Source organism: Wolbachia endosymbiont (group B) of Athalia cordata (assembly GCF_947251845.1).
Taxonomy (GTDB): Bacteria; Pseudomonadota; Alphaproteobacteria; order Rickettsiales; family Anaplasmataceae; genus Wolbachia.
Window position 1 is genome coordinate 163,370 of the sequence record NZ_OX366383.1, and the last position, 20,648, is coordinate 184,017.

15 protein-coding genes are annotated in these 20,648 nt (G+C 33.6%); 8 read left to right on the forward strand and 7 right to left on the reverse strand.

What is annotated here, in order from left to right; all coding sequences use genetic code 11:
• Positions 1–63: 63 nt before the first annotated feature.
• Positions 64–1,260, forward strand: a complete 1,197-nt coding sequence (gene hemA, locus OPR30_RS00935) for a 5-aminolevulinate synthase (protein WP_007302191.1) — start codon at positions 64–66, stop codon at positions 1,258–1,260.
• Positions 1,261–1,581: 321 nt separating this feature from the next.
• Here hemA and OPR30_RS00940 read toward each other — a convergent pair whose 3' ends face one another.
• The 3 genes from OPR30_RS00940 to rimM are packed head-to-tail and all read right to left on the reverse strand — an operon-like array spanning position 1,582 to position 3,401.
• A complete protein-coding gene (locus OPR30_RS00940; protein WP_007302192.1) occupies positions 1,582–2,274 on the reverse strand; it encodes an inositol monophosphatase family protein in 693 nt (230 codons plus the stop codon).
• The gene (gene efp, locus OPR30_RS00945) at positions 2,275–2,841 is read right to left on the reverse strand and encodes an elongation factor P (protein WP_265030843.1); all 567 of its coding nucleotides are present in this window, start codon (positions 2,839–2,841) and stop codon (positions 2,275–2,277) included.
• A gap of 59 nt (positions 2,842–2,900) precedes the next feature.
• Positions 2,901–3,401 carry a ribosome maturation factor RimM gene (gene rimM / locus OPR30_RS00950; protein ID WP_006014540.1) on the reverse strand — a complete coding sequence of 167 codons (501 nt, stop codon included), beginning with the start codon at positions 3,399–3,401 and terminating at the stop codon, positions 2,901–2,903.
• A gap of 97 nt (positions 3,402–3,498) precedes the next feature.
• Here rimM and OPR30_RS00955 point away from each other — a divergent pair, with 97 nt between their 5' ends.
• Both OPR30_RS00955 and OPR30_RS00960 read left to right on the forward strand, forming a co-directional pair.
• Positions 3,499–4,317 (forward strand): DEAD/DEAH box helicase, encoded by an 819-nt coding sequence (locus OPR30_RS00955; protein WP_265030845.1) that lies wholly within the window; start codon positions 3,499–3,501, stop codon positions 4,315–4,317.
• Positions 4,318–4,359: 42 nt separating this feature from the next.
• Positions 4,360–7,149: a hypothetical protein gene (locus OPR30_RS00960; RefSeq protein ID WP_265030847.1), complete on the forward strand. Its 2,790-nt coding sequence runs from the start codon at positions 4,360–4,362 to the stop codon at positions 7,147–7,149.
• Here OPR30_RS00960 and OPR30_RS00965 read toward each other — a convergent pair.
• Complete coding sequence (locus OPR30_RS00965; protein WP_265030849.1) at positions 7,146–8,315, reverse strand: aspartate aminotransferase family protein; 1,170 nt, start codon at positions 8,313–8,315, stop codon at positions 7,146–7,148. The genes OPR30_RS00960 and OPR30_RS00965 overlap by 4 nt on opposite strands.
• Before the next feature lie 64 nt (positions 8,316–8,379).
• On the opposite strand from OPR30_RS00965, the gene OPR30_RS00970 reads away from it, so the two are divergent.
• The 5 genes from OPR30_RS00970 to OPR30_RS00990 all read left to right on the forward strand — a co-directional run bounded on the left by OPR30_RS00970 (position 8,380) and on the right by OPR30_RS00990 (position 17,598).
• On the forward strand, positions 8,380–9,807 hold the full coding sequence (locus OPR30_RS00970) for a sensor histidine kinase (protein ID WP_265030851.1): 1,428 nt from the start codon (positions 8,380–8,382) through the stop codon (positions 9,805–9,807).
• 189 nt (positions 9,808–9,996) lie between these two features.
• The gene (locus tag OPR30_RS00975; RefSeq protein ID WP_265030853.1) at positions 9,997–10,734 is read left to right on the forward strand and encodes a WD_0702 family putative metalloprotease; all 738 of its coding nucleotides are present in this window, start codon (positions 9,997–9,999) and stop codon (positions 10,732–10,734) included.
• A gap of 71 nt (positions 10,735–10,805) precedes the next feature.
• A complete protein-coding gene (gene tsaD / locus OPR30_RS00980; protein WP_264375081.1) occupies positions 10,806–11,816 on the forward strand; it encodes a tRNA (adenosine(37)-N6)-threonylcarbamoyltransferase complex transferase subunit TsaD in 1,011 nt (336 codons plus the stop codon).
• A 118-nt stretch (positions 11,817–11,934) separates the two neighbouring features.
• Complete coding sequence (locus OPR30_RS00985; protein ID WP_265030855.1) at positions 11,935–15,558, forward strand: ankyrin repeat domain-containing protein; 3,624 nt, start codon at positions 11,935–11,937, stop codon at positions 15,556–15,558.
• A gap of 294 nt (positions 15,559–15,852) precedes the next feature.
• Positions 15,853–17,598 (forward strand): type I secretion system permease/ATPase, encoded by a 1,746-nt coding sequence (locus OPR30_RS00990; RefSeq protein WP_265030857.1) that lies wholly within the window; start codon positions 15,853–15,855, stop codon positions 17,596–17,598.
• 99 nt (positions 17,599–17,697) lie between these two features.
• Here the strand turns inward: OPR30_RS00990 and OPR30_RS00995 are convergent, their stop codons facing one another.
• The 3 genes from OPR30_RS00995 to OPR30_RS01005 form a co-directional block, all read right to left on the reverse strand.
• Entirely contained in the window at positions 17,698–18,459 is a 762-nt protein-coding gene (locus OPR30_RS00995; protein WP_265030859.1) for a hypothetical protein, read from the reverse strand.
• 57 nt (positions 18,460–18,516) lie between these two features.
• Positions 18,517–19,779: a pyruvate dehydrogenase complex dihydrolipoamide acetyltransferase gene (locus OPR30_RS01000; protein WP_139686792.1), complete on the reverse strand. Its 1,263-nt coding sequence runs from the start codon at positions 19,777–19,779 to the stop codon at positions 18,517–18,519.
• Between the two features lie 284 nt (positions 19,780–20,063).
• A complete protein-coding gene (locus OPR30_RS01005; protein ID WP_264682903.1) occupies positions 20,064–20,558 on the reverse strand; it encodes a WBM0748 family T4SS-associated protein in 495 nt (164 codons plus the stop codon).
• Positions 20,559–20,648 lie beyond the last annotated feature (90 nt).

Here is a 20,648-nt window from a genome sequence, read left to right on the forward strand (position 1 = left end):
AAATATAGTAGTCTATCATTTAATAATTTATTATAATTATATTGATTGTTAATAGATAAAAACTTGGTAGACTACGAAAAAATATTCTTAAATAAAATCAAAGATATAAAAGAAGAAGGGCGCTATCGTGAATTTACGCATTTTGCGTCATTACCTGGCAAACTTCCCTATATTATGGATTATGAAAGAAATAGAGAGGTTATTGTCTGGTGCAGTAATAATTATCTGGGAATGTCACAAAACGATAGTGTCATTGCTGCTATTCAAAATTCATCTGTTGGTGCTGGAGGAACAAGAAATATATCAGGTACAACAAAGGAAGTTGTTGAGCTCGAGAAATCTTTGGCTGACTTGCATCAAAAAGAAGCTGCTTTAACTTTTGCTTGTGGCTATCTTGCCAACCAAACTACACTTAGTACTTTATCGTCTGTTATTCCGGGCGTGGTAATTTTTTCAGATGAGAAAAACCATTCTTCAATGATAGAAGGTATAAAATCAGGAAAAAGACCGAAGCACATATTTAGGCATAATGATGTTGATCACTTAGAGCAGTTGCTAAAGTCTATAGATATAAAAACGCCGAAAATAATAGCACTTGAATCTGTATACTCAATGGATGGTGATGTAGCACCGCTTGAAGCGATATGTGATCTAGCAGATCAGTATAATGCAATTACCTATTTGGATGAGGTACACGCAGTTGGCATGTATGGACCGCGCGGTGGCGGAATTGCAGAAAGAGAAGGTTTGATGGATAGAATAACTGTTATTCAGGGTACATTATCAAAGGCTTTTGGAGTGATGGGTGGATATATAGCGTCTTCAAAGAGCTTGGTGGATGTAATAAGAAGTTCAGCCCCAGGATTTATTTTTACTACTGCTATGTCGCCCGTTTTAGCAGCAGCAGCAAAGGCAAGCGTTGAGCATCTAAAATCAAGCAACATTGAAAGAGAAAAGCAGAAGCAGGTGGTTGAGAAAGTAAAAGACTCACTGAGAAATGCAGGAGTGAATTTTATGCAAACAGAAACTCATATAATTCCAATCATAATTGGCGATCCTGAGTTGTCCAAAAAAGCATCAAAATTGTTATTTGATGAGTATGGAATATATGTACAACATATAAATTACCCAACAGTTTCAAAGGGGACTGAGCGCTTCCGTATTACTCCTACGCCTTACCATACAAATGAAATGATAGAGCATTTAACAAAATCTCTTGTAAAAGTTTTTGAGAAATTGTCTGTTTGTGTCTGTTGTTGAGTTTAAAGTTGCCAAGAATAAGGTATCTATTTAAAAGCATGGTTAATGTACAAAATCAGTGCTTTATTTCTTGTCATGAAAGTAGCTAACACTGGGATCTATAGCTCACACAGGTAAAGTTTACTCTTTTGTCATCCTATGGCTTGACCATAGGATCCAGTCTAAACAATCTGGATTCTAGTGTCACGTGCTGGAATGACACCTATTTGTTCCTATAGTTGTCTTTTCTCGTCTATCTTATTTTGCCACCCTGCTGCAATGAGGGGTAGGTAAGACCATTTATTATTTTCACTACGTGACTTTTGCTCTTTTGAATGAACTTTAGTTTATATCTCCAGCAATGACAAGCGCGTTATCTTCCCTTAATCTCCCACCGCTTTCTTGCAGAAAAAGCCTACCGAGTGAAGTTTTATATTTATTAATTCCAGAGTAAATTATTCCATTGTATCTTCCGGCAGCAAGATATGCAAAACCTAGTACCGTTGAGCCAAGGGAGCGTAGATTATTATTGTCAAGTGGTAATTTATTTAACAAATTACCACTTATGTCTATTATTCCCCCTTCACGAGCTTTCATCCGCATTTTTACATGGCGAGATTTGAAATCTTCAAGAAAAGCTCCTTTCTTTTCCTCTGCCCAGAAAGTTTCTCTAAGCGCTGGAGCATCAATCACAGCTGCTACAACTCTGTTTTTATGAATGAGACAAACTGATACTGCAAAATAAACCATACAACTAAAAAGGTTTTCCTTGCCTTCTATAGGCATAATAAACCAAGTATAACCGCCGTCTTTTAGATCTTGGCCCACATCGTCTTCAAAAATAAAGTCATAGTTCTGGTTGTAGTTTTTCAAGCAATCGTATATAAGTTGCTTGGATTTTGAATAAGTTTTATTGATAAAGTCTGCTGACTTAACGCTTGAAATTTGCAATTCATTAAAATCACGTATAAGCTGCTTGGAGGCACTGCGTACAGAATCAAGCATCACATTGATTCGTGGTGATGAAATGGCCATTTACTCTTTTACTCTTTCGTAATAGCTGTTATCAGGAGTATGTACTACAATTTTATCCCCTTCTTTTATAAATTGAGGCACGTTAACACGTATTCCGTTTTCCAAAATTGCAGGCTTATAAGAAGCAGTAACAGTCTGCCCTTTGATAACAGACTCTGTTCCTTTTACAGTTAGTGTAACGTGATCAGGCACATGTGCAGAAATTATTTTATCTTGATAAGTTACTACTTTAATTTTCATATTATCTTGCAAATAAGCCTTCTTTTCCCCTAATAAGTCTAAATTTATAACAATCTGCTCGTAACTACTTGGATGCATAAGATTTACGATATTCCCTTCAGTAAAGAGATAAACATATTCCTCTTCATCTAAAATTGCCCTTCTGATTGTTGCATCAGAGCGGAATCTTTCATAGTGCTTTGCTCCAGTTTTGATATTTTTCATTTCGGCTTGTATGTAAGCACCACCCTTACCAGGTTGAGTATGCATAATACTTATAACCGAAAACAATCCACCGTTATGTTCTAGTACCTGACCTGGCCTGATATCATTAGCCCTTTCTGCCATAATTACACTTTTAATTTGGTCTGATTATTATAAATAACTTTATACAAATATCAAAATTTTTATTGGCCAATGAATTCTGGCATGTTGATTACTATATACCTTTCCTTCATGTTGATGTATGGAAATACTTCTTTAGTAAAAGATAACATAATGTTTTTTTTTGTGCTGATAACCAAAATTTCTAATATATCCCCCGAGCCGAAATTATTCACAGACTTCACATAGCCATATAATTCATTACTCTCTAGTCTTACTTCCATATTCACAAGATCATCTTGGTAAAATTCATCCTCATCATTTAACTGTGGTAGCTTATCTCTTTCTATATATAACTTTTTATTTCTTAAAAGCTCTGCTTCATTACGGGAATTCACACCGCTAATTGTTGCTATTACTAAATTATTACTGACAACAGACACCAAGCTTATTTTATAATTTTCACTTCCGATTATTAGTTCACCATATAGGAAAATATTTTCGGGCTTTTCAGTAAAGGTTTTTATTTTGACAGCTCCTTTGATTCCATGGGGAGAAGTAATTATTCCGAGGCATATATTCATATTAATATGATAGTTGAAATCAGCTTTTTGTCCATAGAATTGACAATTTACTGAATTAACATACAATTAATATTGTAATAATTATAGCGGGTAATGTGTGAGTTCTATCAGTAATCAAGAAAGGCAAAGTATTATAAGTAGCTTAGAAAAAATCAACTGCAAGCTAAAAGGTGAATCTATAAAACTTGATGATACAAAGGAATCTATAATAGTAGCACGTCGTAAACCTGTTGTTGAAGGGGTATTAGAACATCTACGCAACCCTTCTACTACTAACTGTAATGTTATGATCGATGCAGAAACTGGATTTGGTAAGACTTACGACATTGGAATACTGAGTCATGTACTAACCCAAGCAGGATTTCATCATCTGGTTGCAGTACCAAGCAGTGATCTAGTAAACCAAGCTAAAAAAATGATGAGTAGTGCATTTACTGTAAACATTAGGACACCTAAAACTGCTGAGGAAATTAAAAATGCACTGAAGGCAACTAAACCTACAACAATTATAGTGACACATGACCTGTTATTACAGCAAGAAAATGATCGTAAATTTAAAGACCAAAATACCAAGTTGTGGATTAGTGTTGATGAAGCAGACAGTATTAACAAGCAGCAGGATTTTGAGAACATGTGCAAGCTTGATGAGAAATATCCTACGACTTACCTCACTGCAACACCAAAGAGAAGGATTTTAAATAGATGCGGAAAAGTTATCAGCCCGACAAGATTGAGTAGACGTTGTATTGCAAACGCTATCGAAACAGCAAGTGTTATTGCAAAAACCAATAGAAGAGCAAATTTCAATCAAGCGTTTGCAGTTAATGTTACTACCTCCATAATATCTTTAGCTATATTGTTTCCTATTATAAATAGTAATGTTGCTGCCGTAATTGGTCTCACTTCAGATTATTAGCTGTATTCTGCTTTGATTGGGCAGCTATACTATACAATTTCTATGTTTATATTTGGTATGGTAATGTTGCCAGTTTGGTGGGTGCTAACTAAAGCAACTGGAGTGGAATCAAGAGAACTGCTCTCTAGATTTCTTGCTAACGTGCGTAGCTTATTTACTAGAGAAAAATCCAGTCCAGCTCATGAGTATGTTGAAGAAAGCGAAGAAGTTTTTAATTACAGTAAACTTGTCGATAACAATGATTTATTAACTTCTATAAGATGGAATGTGCAAAGCCCAATTGGAGAAAGTGCTCTGCTTTTAGCTGATGATGTAAATAGTATAGTTAATCTTAACTTTGCGTTGCAGGGTAGAGATAATTTAGTATATGAAGGTAGTACACGTTATAAAGTGTATAATAAATTTCAGCCTGAAGGAATGTCATATCAAGACTACAGGCTCCAATTACGTCAATTAAACTTTATAAACTGCGTTAAAAAGCAACATCCTAGTTTGACAGAAGAGCAGATATCTGAATTAAAAGAAAAGGTGGATTTCAGTAGTACTGCTGAATATCTAAAATATAGAGTAATGCATTCAATGATCGATCTTACTCTCTTATATTTAATGAAGTGTGATAATATTACCTTAGATAAAAAAAGAAGAGAAGGTTTGAGTGAATTGATAGAAGATGTTAAAAAGAATGTTAGCACCACTAATGATAATAATATTATAAGCTACCTAGAGAGAAAAGGCTTTAGTGAGCAATTTGCTAGAGATGAGCTCTTACTGCAAATAAAGACAGTAATTGAAGCACTGAGTAAAAGTGATAATGAGCAATGCAGCTTAATAGTTGATAATTGGCGCTTAAGCAAAGAGCTCCATGAACTCATGGAAAGAGAGGAAGGTATACTACATAGTCTCATTGATTTCTGCAAACAAAATAAATGTATCTTTGCAGGAATTGGGAAAAATGATCTTGGTATTGGAGAAAACAGACTCTTTTCAGCGATAATACGTAATCAGATAGGTGAATATCGAACTCTTTATTGTGATTATGAAAAAAGAGATTTTGATTCATTGGCTAAATATGCGTTGACAACGGTTATAGATGGATCGAAAGGTCGTGGATTTGATAGTGAATATAATCATGTTGCATCAATATTTGCAGATTCGGTTAGTCAGTTCAATAATCCATCTGAAGCCCTACAGAATCTTGGAAGAAATAGAGAGCGTAATGAGAGCAGACAATCATGGTTTTTCGCTGCTGCAGGTGAAGAAGTTGAGCTATTTGTGAATAAGATCTTAGCAAATTTTAAAAACGAACCACAGAAATTTTGTCAGAAAGTTTTGTTTCCAGCTACTAATAAATACAATAAGTTGCTAAAAAATAGAATGGGAGAAGAACTTGGAAGAAAAATAGAAATCTATATTAGTAAAAATATTGATGCATTAGGAAATATTGATGATTCAGCTCTGAAGAAGCTTTCTAGTGATTTGATAAAAGAAACGTATGAAAAAGTTCATGATATAAATGATTTTGATGTCAAAAAGACAGAACAAGATTTACATAGGATTTTAAAAAGTACAGAGGCATACCTTCGTTCATATGAGAACAGAATTAAAAACAACGGTAAATTATCTTGCACACGCTCAGCTTTATTTTCTGTGGAGAGTGCTATAACAAAGGTAATGTATTATCTTTCGGCAGGGTTTGACTATTTAGTCTTTTTGGCTAAAGCGTACAATATAGATAAATCTGGAGATACCAGTGCAAGAGCGTATGTACACATAATCAGAAACTGTCACTGTGAAAGTAGTGTGAAGGCGCAAAATGTATTGGTTCATGCATTAGAAATTGCCAAAGAACATGACAGCAGTTTCAAAAGAAATAGTTTGTACGAAGGCAATGAGGATAGATGTAAAGAAAAAATCATCTCATATTTTCAATCCAAGCAATATATACGTGCATTAGATAGAACAATTGCTCAAATTGAAAATAAACACTTGGTAACAATTTTGAAAGCTGTAGGCTGCGAAGATGATGCTAATAAAATGGCACAAGAAATCAAAGATTTTTTATGTGATTTAAAGAATTTAAATTGTGTAGACTTGAGAGAAAAATATTATCAAGGCAACTTATATCAAGAAAGCAAATTATACAAAATCAATAATCAAGTTAGTACGATAATTGATGAAATTGTAAGGTGTCATAAGTGGCATCATGGAATAGAGGACTTAGAGCTAAAATTAAAAATCAACCATAATATTTTTGAAGTCAGAGTTAACAATGATTTTTCTAAGTTACGTGAGAAAAACTTTAACAAACGCTCTAAAGAAAGGACATATCTAGGTAGAGCTATGTTACTTATTGGGTTTATAATTTCAATGGAGCTTATAGGTAGAATATCATCAGGTCAGACCATGCCATTGCCTTTACTTTGCGGTTTTATAGTATTTGGACCACTGGCACTCTTGTGTGGTGCATTGTTATATGAAATAACGACCTATTTAGTGAGAGGAGCATTTTTTATTTTTGGAGTGCCAATTCTTTTAGGAGAACTGTCTAAATGTGTTTTGAGAAACGGCTCAATGAAAAGTTTGTTAGATATGACATTATCGCTTGGTAACTCGGCTTTTTTCAATATTCCGAAAGACATCGTGCAATCGTTTATATTTGAGGATATAACAAAATTTGACTCACTAAGTGATATAAATGAGCTTACACTGATAAGAGAACAGGAAAAGGCAAAGTGTACAAATGAAGTAGCTGATAAAGTTGTAGCTACTGCTTTATCTGCAATTTTGATACAGCCAACAACTAGTGAGCAGGAAGGTTTAGTTTTTAACTAGAACTTTTCAGATAAATACTGAGTGAGAATTTCAATGCCTTCATCAATCTCTTTTTCAGTGATAATGAGTGGAGGCAAGATTCTTAGAACATTATCTGATGTTACTCCAACAGTAAGTAAACCACGGTGACTTAGCTCTTCTGCAAATTTTTGGTTATTCATTTTTACTTTTATTCCTAGCATCAACCCTTTTCCTCTCACTTCTTCTATCATTGGAAACTTGCTTGCTAAGTCCTCTAGTTTGTTTTTTAAAGACTTACCTCTAACTTCAACATTTTCTAAGAAGCCAGGGCTGAGCAATTCATCCAATACAGCATTACCTACTGAAGTTGCAAGTGGATTACCACCAAAAGTAGAACCATGCATACCGACCGCCATATACTTAGCAACCTTTTCAGTTGCAAGACAAGCCCCCAGAGGGAAACCTCCTCCTATTCCTTTTGCAAGAGCACATATGTCAGGCTTAATTCCTATGTGTTCATATGCAAATAACTTTCCTGTCCTGCCAGCACCGCACTGAACGCAATCAAAAAATAGCAGTATGTCGTTTTCGTTACATAGTTCTCTTAGCTCTTTCATGAAGACTTCACTCATTACTTTAATACCACCTTGTCCCTGTATTGGTTCTATTAATATAACACCTATGCCATTAGAAATTGCTTTCTTTACACTCTCAATATTGGGCTCTATGTTATCACACCAGTCAATATAAGGATTCAGTAATTCAGAAAATTTCTGTCTATCGTTTGTTGCACAAGTTAAAAATGTCCTTCCATGAAATGCACCATGAAATGTTAGAATTCTATAGCGATTTTTATTACCTTTTCCATTTTGATAGGCCCTAGCGATTTTAAGTCCACATTCCACTGCTTCTGATCCAGAATTTGCAAAAAATACAGTATTAGCAAAGCTGTTGTTTATTAAATTTTCTGCAAATTTGTTGGCAGTAGATATATTATAGGTATTTGATATATGCCATAGTTTTTCTCCTTGTAATTTTAGGACATCAGTTAATCGTGGGTTGGCATGACCTAAACTGCTAACAGCTATTCCAGAGTGAAAATCTATATAGCGCTTATTATCGATATCATACAAGTAAATACCTTTGCCATAAGAAAAATTTATGTTAACAGGAGAATAAACTGGCAAGATAGGAGAAATTGTCATAAAAGTATGATATGCTAATTTTTTATTAATACCATAAAAGACGTTATTTCACAATGAGAAGAATATGTATAAATTAAGTAAATTAATTTTTACTACACTAAAAACAAATAGATATACAAAAATTATCTCGCTATTCTTATTAATTTTTGTGGTTTTATTGGGCACAATATACCTCAGTTATTCATTAAAGAATAATTTTCTTTCTTTTTACCGTAATGCAAATGCAAACTTAAAAGATCTATTGGAAAATAGTATAATAAAAAAATATCATTATTTACTAATAGAAAAACATCATATTAAATATAACAGTTTTGATTACATAAACCAGTTGGTAAAATTGCGTGCTGAATTGTTACAATCAGTAAGCAAAGTAAGAAATTTTAGCTTAATACTGTATGATCAAAATGCCAGAGTAATTTTCAGTAATTTTAATACTCAAGGTCATGACTATGAGCAGTTGCTTACAAATGATGAAATTGATAAATTGCTAAGCAATCAAGAAATATTTTACGCTACAGGAAATACATTAACTTCTACTTTCCCTATATTTCATGAAGATGACATTAAGCCTTCATTTTTTTTGAAGATCATTCAAAGCTATAATGACTCTTATATTATGGTATATAGTCTATTTTCAATATTAATGGGCTTATTACTGGTTATCTTAATACTAATAATGCTTTATTTGCACTTTTCCAATACCCAAATGCTAGCCAAGCAGCATAAAACTAATATTGAATTACAAAGGGTTAAAGAGGCATTAGAGCAAGAAAATGCAAATAAGATAAAATCTTTTGCAAGTGTTACACATGAGTTGCGTACACCTCTTAATGCTATTATTGGATTTGCAAAGTTTATCAAAAATGAAACTTTAGGTTCGGTAGATCACTCTAAATACAAGGAATACGTAGACGATATATATAATGCTGGTACACATTTACTTGCTTTGATTAATGATGTGCTCGATTTTTCTAAAGCTGAATCAAGTAGTTTAACAGTAGAGAAAGTGAAGTTTAATCTGAATAAGATAATAGATTCGTGCTTAAAAATGTTATCACCTAAACTAAAAGAAACAGGTATTAGTTTAAAGAAAGAGATATCTGATAAACAATTATTAGTTATCGCCGATCCCAAAAGAATGAAGCAAGTTATAATAAATTTGTTATCAAATGCAATCAAGTTCTCTCCTAAAGGTGGTTTAATAAGAATGGTTGTTAAAGAGAATATAGAAAAAAATTTATTAACTATTGAGTTTCATGATAATGGGATAGGAATAATGCAGCAGGACATATATAAAGTTATGTCCGTTTTTGGTCAAGCAGATTCGGGATATAGAAACGAAGGCACAGGTATCGGATTACCTCTAAGCAAGAAATTAGTGGAGTTAATGGGTGGGACTTTCAACATTCAAAGTGAAGCAAAACTTGGTACTACAATAACATTGAACTTCTTTTATGAAGAACAAACATGTGAAGATTTGATTGATTTTTAGTAGAATATATTTGATATTGCACTTTTATATCACATTTTCAACTTACAACATTCCTAAGTCATACTGAAGTGATACCTCTTGGCTATTAATCAGTAGTGGGATGTCAGTGAACTTAAACTACTTTAGCTATACTTCCTGAAAACACTTTATAACTCTTGAGTATAAAGAAAATTCCTTTAATAATAAAACATGCTAATCAGGAAGTTAATAAAACAAGCAACTCAGGTAGGAAGTGGTGAAAACGTAATACAATATGTCGAATATCTCCATCAATTTGAGAAATTTAGAAATACATTAAACCTCACTTTGTCACTAATAAAGCAAAATAGACTTTCATTTGAAATATGTCAAGAAGGATTATTGGATATGGAAGAAGGAGTGTGTAAGACCATTCGATCCTCTGGTCTAAATAAGTATGTCATTGTACTAAGAAGGTCAAATCCTTACATAATAGTACATGAACTTTCACATATGGTTGAAAATGAACTGAACTTAAGCTTAGAGCAAGAATTTCTCTATAAAGTTTATCAGGATATTGAGCAGAACTTAAAGCAGTCAAATATTCTGGTACAAAAAATTATTGGTCAAATTATATTTAAGGAGATACAAGTTTACCAAACTCCAAAATCACGTGCGTCTGAGTTATTCGCACGCTATTTTGAGCTGTTTGCTTGGGCTCAGGAAGTTTATCCTAAAGATAAAGAATATCTAATTCGCACTCAAGATTTAAACAGAGTATTTCTTGCTACTAACCAGTGGAAAAAGAGATGCCTGGATCCACAAATAATGAAGATAATAGATAAAGAAGTAAAGGAGTATAGCAATAAAACTGCCTTTAAAGATATAAACAAAGTACAAAGCAGTTGGACTAATAAATTTTCCTCTGGGAGTAAAAAAATTGGTTCTATATTTGGAGATGATAATTAGCTTAACAGAACAAAGTTCACTTCTTCAACATTTCAAGTTATAGTTCTCACAATTAAAGAGTTCAAATATATATGAAAACTATATTAGCTGTTGAAACAAGCTGTGATGAAACTGCAGCAGCAATTGTAAATAGTAATAAGCAAGTCCTTGCTCACGAAATTCTTTCTCAGGAAGAGCACAAAAAACGCGGTGGGGTAATACCTGAAATAGCGTCACGTGCTCATATGAAGCATTTAAGTGGTCTAGTAAAAAGCGCTATAGAAAAATCTAACCTTAACTTTTGTGATCTAGATGCAATTGCAGCAACATCAGGACCAGGACTCATAGGTGGACTAATAGTTGGTACAATGATGGCTAAAGCAATTGCGCATGTAGCACAAAAACCGTTTATTGCAGTTAATCACTTAGAGGCACACACATTAGTTATTAGGCTGCTATATGAGGTTAAATTTCCATTTCTAGTCCTACTTATATCGGGTGGCCATTGTCAATTTTTAATTGCACAGGATGTAGGTAAGTATATTAAACTTGGAAAAACACTTGATGACTCGCTGGGTGAAGCGTTTGATAAAATTGCTAAGATGCTGGATCTAAGCTATCCTGGAGGTCCATTGATTGAAGAGTTAGCTAAAAAAGGTGATGGTATGAGATTTAAGCTGCCAAGAGCAATGATAAAACGTTCTGGATGTGACTTCTCATTTTCTGGAATTAAAACAGCAGTAAAAAACTTAGTTAAAGAGCTTGCAATGAGCAAGCAAGATGTTTGCGATATGTGTGCTTCGTTTCAAGAGTGTATTAGCGACATATTACTCGATAGAGTCAGAAATGCTATTGATATCACTGCATCTTTAAATATTAAAATCAATGATTTTGTAATTACCGGTGGAGTTGCAGCAAATAATTTTCTGAAGGAGAGATTGAAAAAATACATAGATTTGAACGTGCTTTCTCCTCCAAGCAACCTATGTACAGACAATGCGGTAATGGTTGGATGGACAGGAATTGAAAGGTTACAGAAAAATTATATAGACTCTCTTGACTTTGCACCAAGGCCAAAGTGGGAATTAGAAAAATATTACTAGCACAAAAAATTATCTACTATATAATGCGGCCGCTGGTGAATTTTTGTAGGCTTAAAAATTACAGTGGTATCTACTAAAGCCTTATTCACTACCGGCATTATTATTTATGAGGTACAGTATGTTCAAAAATAAATTTGACACAGTTACTAATGTTTTCAAAGCTAAATCTAGTACAAGCGCAAAGACACTCAGGTCGGGTTTATTTGTTGCGGGAACCATTGGTATGGCCAGAGCAATTAGTGAGATAGACCTCTCTTTATTACAAGGCAATTCAGAAGATAAAGTCAATAAGCAAGATCTAATAATCATATATGATTATATTAATAAAGTAACTCAAGAAGAAAACTATAATATATGTACTAATAATCTTGATTATATAAAAAGCAGGATTTTAGAAGAAAATATAAGTGATTCATTAGCTGAAAAATTTTGTCAAGATGGATGGAATATAATAAGTAATGATGGTTCTTCGCTATTAACAGTGGCTATTGAAAGAATTAGGGAAAGACAACAAAAGAAAAATAGGAATTGTGATATTAAAATGGCTGTATCTCTAATTCTTGGTATGAAGAAAGAATTGATTACAAAACTGGAGAATTTTGCAGATAGTAATGATAAAACACTTCTACATTATTTAGCTGAGTTGGGTAAAGAAGATATTTTACGTTTTGTGATAGAAAATTCTAATTTTGACATTGAAGAAGCATTAAGGAATAAAGATAGAGATGGCAAAACACTACTACACTATGCAGCTAAATCTGGCAATAAAGAATGCTTGAAAATTCTCATAGAAAATGAAGTAGATTTTAGTTGCACTACCAATAATAAAACTGAGTTACACTATGCTGCCAGAAGCGGAAGTCCTAAACTCCTAGAATATTTAAAAGAAATATTGACAGCAAAAGGAATTTTTGATAGGGAGAAAATTAAAACAGATAAATATGGAAATAACGCATTACACTATGCTGTGCAATCTGGAAATACTGAGTGCATAAAATTCTTCATTGATAATCAAGTACAATTTTTAAAAAATAAATATAATGAGAATCCTTTTCATAAGATTGCAGGTAACTCAGAAACTCAAGAAAATGCCATAAATTTTCTTATAGAGCATCTAAAATTTTTAGGTAGACTAAAAAGTAAAATTAATCAAGAAAATGTAGATGGTAACACCCCATTGCATATAGCTGCAAAACATGGAAATAAACAGCTAATAGAATTGTTTATTAAATCAGGTGCAAAAATTGTTCAGAATAAACAAGGTAACACCCCCTTACATATTGCTATTATACATGGTAATACATATTGTATAGAGCTATTTTATGAAAATATAGGAAATAGCATACTTCAATCCAAAGGTGAGTATGGAAGAGATCTTGTACATTTAGCTGCAATGTACGGGAAGTATGATTGTCTAACATTTTTACTCAATAAATTTCCTGATTACGATTTAAGCACAGAAACACGCAAAGGAAATGTGGCCCTACACTTAGCTCTATCGAGTAATACAGAAACAGAACTAAGAAAAAAATGTGTGAGTCTATTAATAGACAGAAGCATGCAAGTAAATAAGAGTAATAATGAAGGAAACACTCCTTTACATTTTGCTGCCCAACTTGATTTATCGTTTTTAAGCATGATAGAAAAAAAGTTGGAAGAGAAGAAATTTGACGTTTATCAAGAGGTTTTGCGTGAGAATAGCAACGGTGACACCGTCTTTCATATGGCAGCACGTGTTGGTAATAAATCATGCCTTGAGCACCTTTTTAAAAAAGAGAGAGTGGGAGAAATATTAAGTAAGAAAAATAAGGATGGACAAACTTTACTACACTTATCTATCCTCAGTGGAAGAGTAGAATGCGTTAAGTATTTGGTAAAAAAAAGCCCAAAGGGTATTTTTTTAGAACAAAATACACAAAAAAAGTTGTTATTTGCAGCTATTTTGAGCGGCAATAAGGAATGTCTTGAATTTGTGTCAAAAGAACTTGTAGGTAAAAAGGTGGCTGCTAGCATCAAAGTGTTATATGATGAAAATGACAATACACCGTTACACATGGCTGCTCTTGCCGACGACATAGGACTCTCTCAGTATGTTATTGAAAGTATTGCTAAGTCAATTATTAGGAACACAGTACCACTTTTTAACACAAACAGTCAAGGGCTTATACCTCTACATTTAGCTGCCATGAGCCTTAATGCTGAGTTAATAGAATATTTTATGACAGATAATCATTACCCCTATAATAAGAAAATGTTAAATGTTGTATCTAAATCTGGAAGAACAGCATTACACTATCTTGTAATGAGTGATAATGATTTTGAAAAAACTATAAATGAGGATTTTAAGCAAGGTCAATTTTTGAAAAAGTTGGTTTTAGAAAAGCGTAAACAAAATGAGCGCTTAAGGGAAAAAGCTATTAAAGCCTTATTCTACCTAACAATCAGCACCGGAGAGAAAACTGTAAATAAGAAGATAAATTTTGATATAAAGGATAATGCAAAAAAAACAGCTTTAGATTATGCTTTTAAACATGGCGACACAAATATCTTGAGGTTATTTTTAGATTTCTTTTATGAAATAAGGGAAAACAAAAAAAGGAAATATGATAGACTTAATATGGAAGATCAAGAAAGAAGCAAAAAGCTTCTAGACTACTATAATCTGGCCATGTCAATATCAAGTGTGATTATTTCTGTTTGCGTTAAGTATAATAATGCAAAACCTGAAAAGGAAGAAATTCTTACCTGGATTTCCATTGCATTTTCTTCGATATCATTTTTACTTATCTTATACAACTTAGTGATTGGCCTTCAAAAAGAACCTGTTAAACGTAAGATAGAAAACTATACTGAAAAAATGAACAGAATTGAAGAGGCTACAGGAAAGTTAGCTAAGACAAAAGTAGGGGATCATGATTTGGAGGAATACAACTCAATATTGGAACTATTAATAAAGAATGCAGAAGATATTTCACGATTGGAAAATGAACTTTACAAGTTTACGCATGAAACTAGATTAGAGAGTAAAGACAAACTCAATATTTCTCCTCAGAAAATGAGTAGGGGTGGTAGTGCAGTACCATGTTCGAATAAGTCTTTAGAAGGTAGAAAAAGTTCACCTGTTTTGAATGATTTAACAGCAAAACTTAGTCTGTATTCAAGACGCAACAGTAGAGTACAAAATACAATGGACAAGTTAGATAATCCATCATGTGTAATTACTATAAATGAGCATCCAGAAATTAAACCAAAAGCTCCGAAAAACAAATTCAAGAATGTTGCAACCAAGCTAAAAATAGGCAATATCTTTAGTAAGAAAAAAGAAGATCTTATTGCTTCATCAAGCTTATCAGAAGGTGCTAATCAAGAGAATATTACAAAAATGAATGAAGAAAACTGTGGGTTGATAAAACGATTTGGTGATACCAATGGGTATTCAACATTTTCGACTCCTTTTAATCCAAGCGATTCAACCTCAAGAGAAGAGTGTGGTAACAATCATAGTGCAGTGCGTCATGTGAGTTATGGTAGTGCAAATAATCCTGTAAGTGATAAGGAAGTTAGTAAATCTCCATCTCTAATACTTTCTAACTTTGAGGAGGGGATTACTGTTGACTGTTTTAAATTCGAAAGATATAGACCAAGGGTATATTCAAGTCCATCTTGTGTGAGAAGAAGAGCAATTACAGCTAGATCATTGGAATATGTAATACTTCCTGATCATATAGAAAGAGGAAAATAGATGCAGATTGTAATCACTGACTCTGATAGCATCAACTTTCAGAGGAGTGATAGTAAGCATTCTAGTAAACTGTCATTGAGTAGTAGATAAGGAAAACATAGAACAATTGGCAAGGCTATCGTATAAGATTATAGTAGAGAAGGAATTAGATAGTCTTGCTATAAAAAAGTTTATGTTTTCCTATTCGCATATGTTAACATTTTATTATATTAACGATAGGGTAAGGCAATAGCTGTTAATACTTTTGAAATAAAAGTTATATATGGTGCATATAGTTAAGTTAAAAGGAAGATTGTGGAAATTACTCCATCAATAAAAAAAGAATTAAAGCAAAGTATACTATACACTTGTCTAGAGAAATGCAAGAGTGCGTTTTGGTTCATTTTCTGGTTTAGTTCAGGGATTAATGCGTTGATGTTATTTTTGCCACTCTATACTTCTCAGGTACTTGATCGAGTGATATCGAGCGAGAGTGTATCAACATTAGTTATGCTGACGATTATTACTTTATCTGCGTTTGCATGTTCTGCAATGCTTGAAACTTGTCGATATTTAGCCATGGCAAAAATTGGCGACTGGATTGATAAAACTGCAACACCAGACCTAATAGTAAGGTCAATTAGGCTAACATCAGTGCAGAGCTCAACTTCCAGCGGTGAAGCAATACGAGATCTTGGGGTAATAAAAAATTTCATTACAGGAAATGGTATATTTTCACTATTTGATACTCCATGGTCGTTAATTTACCTTGTTTTCATCTTTATGATACATACCTCTACAGGGTTTATAGCTATTGCCGGAATTATTATATTAGTTTCAATGGCAGTATGGAATGAACTTGCTACTAAGCGTATATTGAGAGAAACCAATGAAGAAACTATACGTAATATTAATGCTATAGATGTTGCAACACGAAATGCAGAGGTGGTTGAAGCTATGGGTATGTCAGAATTTATAGTTTCTGATTGGTGTAAACGGAATGATCAAAATCGTGCAATGCAAGTTACAGCGCAGAATCGTTCTAATGTGATTACTGGGATTACTAAGTTTTTACGCTCGACTCTCCAAATTTCAGTGATTGGAACAGGTGCATTACTCGCAATCACAGCTCACAAAACTGCTGGTAGTATCATTGCTGCCTCAATTTTGATGGGTAGAGTATTGGCTCCATTTGATGCAGCAGTTCATACTTGGAAATTTTTAAATCAAGCCAAAATGTCATATGGCAGGCTGCAAAGACTTATCCTAACATCACCAAAAAGAGAGCAAACTATGGCTCTACCAGAGCCTGAAGGGAAGTTGGAATTTGATAGAGTATTCTTTACTCCTTATGGGAGTAATAAGCCAACAGTAAAAGGAATATCATTTTTAATAGAACCAGGGGATGTAGTTGGTGTTATTGGCGCAAGCGCTTCTGGTAAGTCCACCATTGCCAAGCTAATTGTTGGTGTATGGAAACCCATATCTGGTGTAGTCAGACTAGATGGTGCTGATGTATACACTTGGAATCGAGAAAATTTTGGTAATTATGTTGGCTACTTACCTCAAGATATTGAGTTGTTCAACACTAGTGTTAAAGCTAATATTGCTCGCATGAGACCAGACCCAAATCCTGAAGAAATAATCAAAGCAGCAAAAATTGCAGGAATACATGAATTAATACTGAGCTTACCAAATGGGTATGATACAACAATAGGAGGACCTGGAGGAGTAATACTCTCTGGTGGCCAAAAACAGCTTCTTGGACTTGCAAGGGCTTTTTATGGTAATACTAAGCTTTTAGTGCTTGATGAACCGAATGCTAACTTAGACAGTAATGGAGAGGCGCGCTTGATTAATGCAATCAATGTTGCAAGAGAGCAAAATACTACCACTGTTATCATTACTCATAAGCTACCGTTACTATCCGTAGTTGATAAAGTGATTATCATGTCAGATGGTGTTATTTATGATATGGGACCAAAAGATGAGATTTTGAGCAGATTAGTTGCTCCATCACCAGATGCCACAGAAGATAAACGTTCTTCAGCAAGTGGTTAAGAAAGAGAGAAGCTGTCACACTTCTCTTTCTCTTATAGAGTACTATATGCACAGTTTATAAAATCTTAAGCAATTGTTATTAGAAAAATCCAATAATGATTAGCCGCGGAACCTATTTGCTAATTCTCTTACATTGACCTTAGACATTTCTGATGTAGGCTCTTGTGTATATGAGAAATCAGATTTAACGCCTTTTTTGTCATGACCTTTAGTAATAGAACATACTACAGTATCAGCCTTTACATGCTTAACACTTGGATCTGATTGAAACCCATGCTTTCTTTCCATTTGTGCTTCAAGCTTACTGCTATCATGTGTAACCCTACACCTTTCTAGATTACGGTCACGTTTGTCAGGAGCTACATATCCATCTATATCACTACATAAGAACGGGCGCACTTTGAACCTGTCTGAACTAACACCATTTTCAACACTTGCAGAATTATGAGCTTTTCTATTATTGCGCATTTTATCTACAGCTTCCTTTATTTTTTCTTTTGATGGTTTTGGCAGCAGTGCTGGCTTATATGCACATGCTGGTAGTTCTGGAAATGAGTCCTCCTGAAACAGCAAATGACTTTGGTTTCTCTTACTATCTGATTCTTCAATATTCTTTATTGGTGTCTTGAAAGAGTTTTCATTTTTCTTTCTTAGATCCAACTCATTTAATCCGCTTCCAACATTATTTTTTCTTGTTGTAGTGTGAATAACACCTGGAAGTTTCACTTCATACTTAAATTTTTTACCAATGGTATCTATTGACTCATTAGATGAGGAATCTATTTGAAACCTATCGTTTGAAAATTTTGATTTTGTAGCATCAAAAGATATACTACGTTTTTCTATCTTTTTATAAGTCATATTTTACCTCTAAACCTATTAACTAACAAAAGTATAAACTAAGAGGTATTAATTTTATTATAATAATAAAGGCTCAAGAAGCATCACCGTAGGGTTTTCTATATAGTACTTAAAGGCATTTAAAAATTTTGCTCCGAGTGCTCCATCAACTGCTCTGTGGTCAACAGAGAGAGTAACTGTCATTACCTCTGCTATCTCTATTTTTTCACTTATGACAACTGGTTGTTTTTTAGATGCGCCGACAGCCATAATGCAAGACTGTGGTGGATTGATTATAGCACTGAAAGTTTTTATACCAAACATGCCTAAATTAGAAATGGTAAACCCTCCTCCTTGAAATTCTTCAGGCCTTAATTTTCCAGATCGTGCTCTATTTACTAAATCTTTCACTTCTTTTGATATAGATAAAACACTTTTTTCATCAGCATTTTTTACTATAGGAGTAATAAGTCCATCCTCAAGCGCTACAGCAATTGAGATATCTATATTTGAATATTTTACTATCTTAGTATCTATCCACGATGAGTTTATGTCAGGAAATTTTTTCATGCTGAAAGCCACAGCTTTTATAATTAAGTCATTAATTGTTACTTTATTGTTCTCATTTGCTGAATTAACCTCATTTTTGAGCGATATTAGCTTATCAACGTGGCAGTCTACAGTTAAATAAAAGTGTGGAATATTTTGCTTAGATTCAACTAGGCGCTGCGCTATCACTTGGCGCATATTACTTACTTCAACTGTTGTATTTTCCTCAAATCTCTCATAGCTTTTAGTTTGATCTAAAAATTCTAATACATCAGCTTTGATGATACGACCATATGGACCTGTACCTTTTAATCGCTTTATATCAACACCTTCATTTTGAGCTATTTTTTTAGCTAAGGGGCTTACTTTTATTCTATTTTCTGTTGCTCTATCCTCTTTTTTAGATCCCAGTGTCACGCACTGGGATGACATTGAAGAGCTAGATGAAATCGAAGGGTTGGATGATACTGAAAAATCGGCTTCAACCTCCTTCTCAACCTTGGTATTGATGGCAGAAGCTAAATCAAGTGCGCTTTTATCTTCCCCTTCCTCTAACATTAGAGCTATCAGTTGATTTACAGGCACGCCACTTGTTCCTTCCGACACTAAAATTTTTGCCAAAACTCCTTCATCGACAGATTCAAACTCCATTATGGCTTTATCAGTCTCAATTTCAGCGATTACATCACCTATTTCAACTTTATCTTGTTCTTTTTTACACCACTTTACAATTTTCCCTCCAGTTTTACTCATTGTTGGGGAAAGAGCGGGCATCAATATTTCTATAGGCATTTATTCTGCATTAAAAGATCTATTTAATTTTTAATTTACTCTTTACCCTATGTCAATCTAATCGTAAATCATGATACTTATATCATCCTAGTACGTGATGCTGGAATCTTGGTTGACTACTGTTATCCTACTATTTCTATTGCTTAGTCCTAGACAGAGTACAAATAGTAAGATCATCATGAAAATAGACGAATCTGTTATAATGGAAATAGAAAAATGTAGTGCTTACTATCCTCTCACAAACATATAGCTTGGGTACAGAAAAAATTTATATGAGGAGCTGGTTAAATTGATAAAAGATCAGAATTAATAGTAGTTTCCGAATCTTCTGTAGCAGGCTCTTCATGTGAAGCAGAGGACAGACTAACTTCTTTATCCTCTGTTCTCTGTATAGAACTACCACAAAAACTCCTTAACATCTCTTCAGCAGATGAATTTAAAATCTGTATAATAGACTTTTCACTTTGTTCTTTCAGCGATTGATCCATTCTAGAAATCAACTCGGAAAATTCACTACCTTCTTTTCTAGCTTCACTTTCTATCTTATTTTTTATGCTTTCTATATTACTTTGGTTAATTTCTTCTTTCGTTATGTTAAATGAATTAGCAATACCTTGATACTTAATCTCACAATCGCCACAGCCAACTATGCAAAGAGCAATAGAATCGGATATTTCACCTACAGCCGAATTATGGATAGTGTAAGCTAAGCAATTGTCATGATATTTAATGCCAAGCTGTTGCTCTATCAACTCAGAAATTTCATTTTTTAAAGACATAAAGTACCTCCTTCTTACATTACTGTACCTACAACAGCTGCTCCTAAATAGCAATCCATATATGGTTTACTTTAATAAAGTATTAAAGTA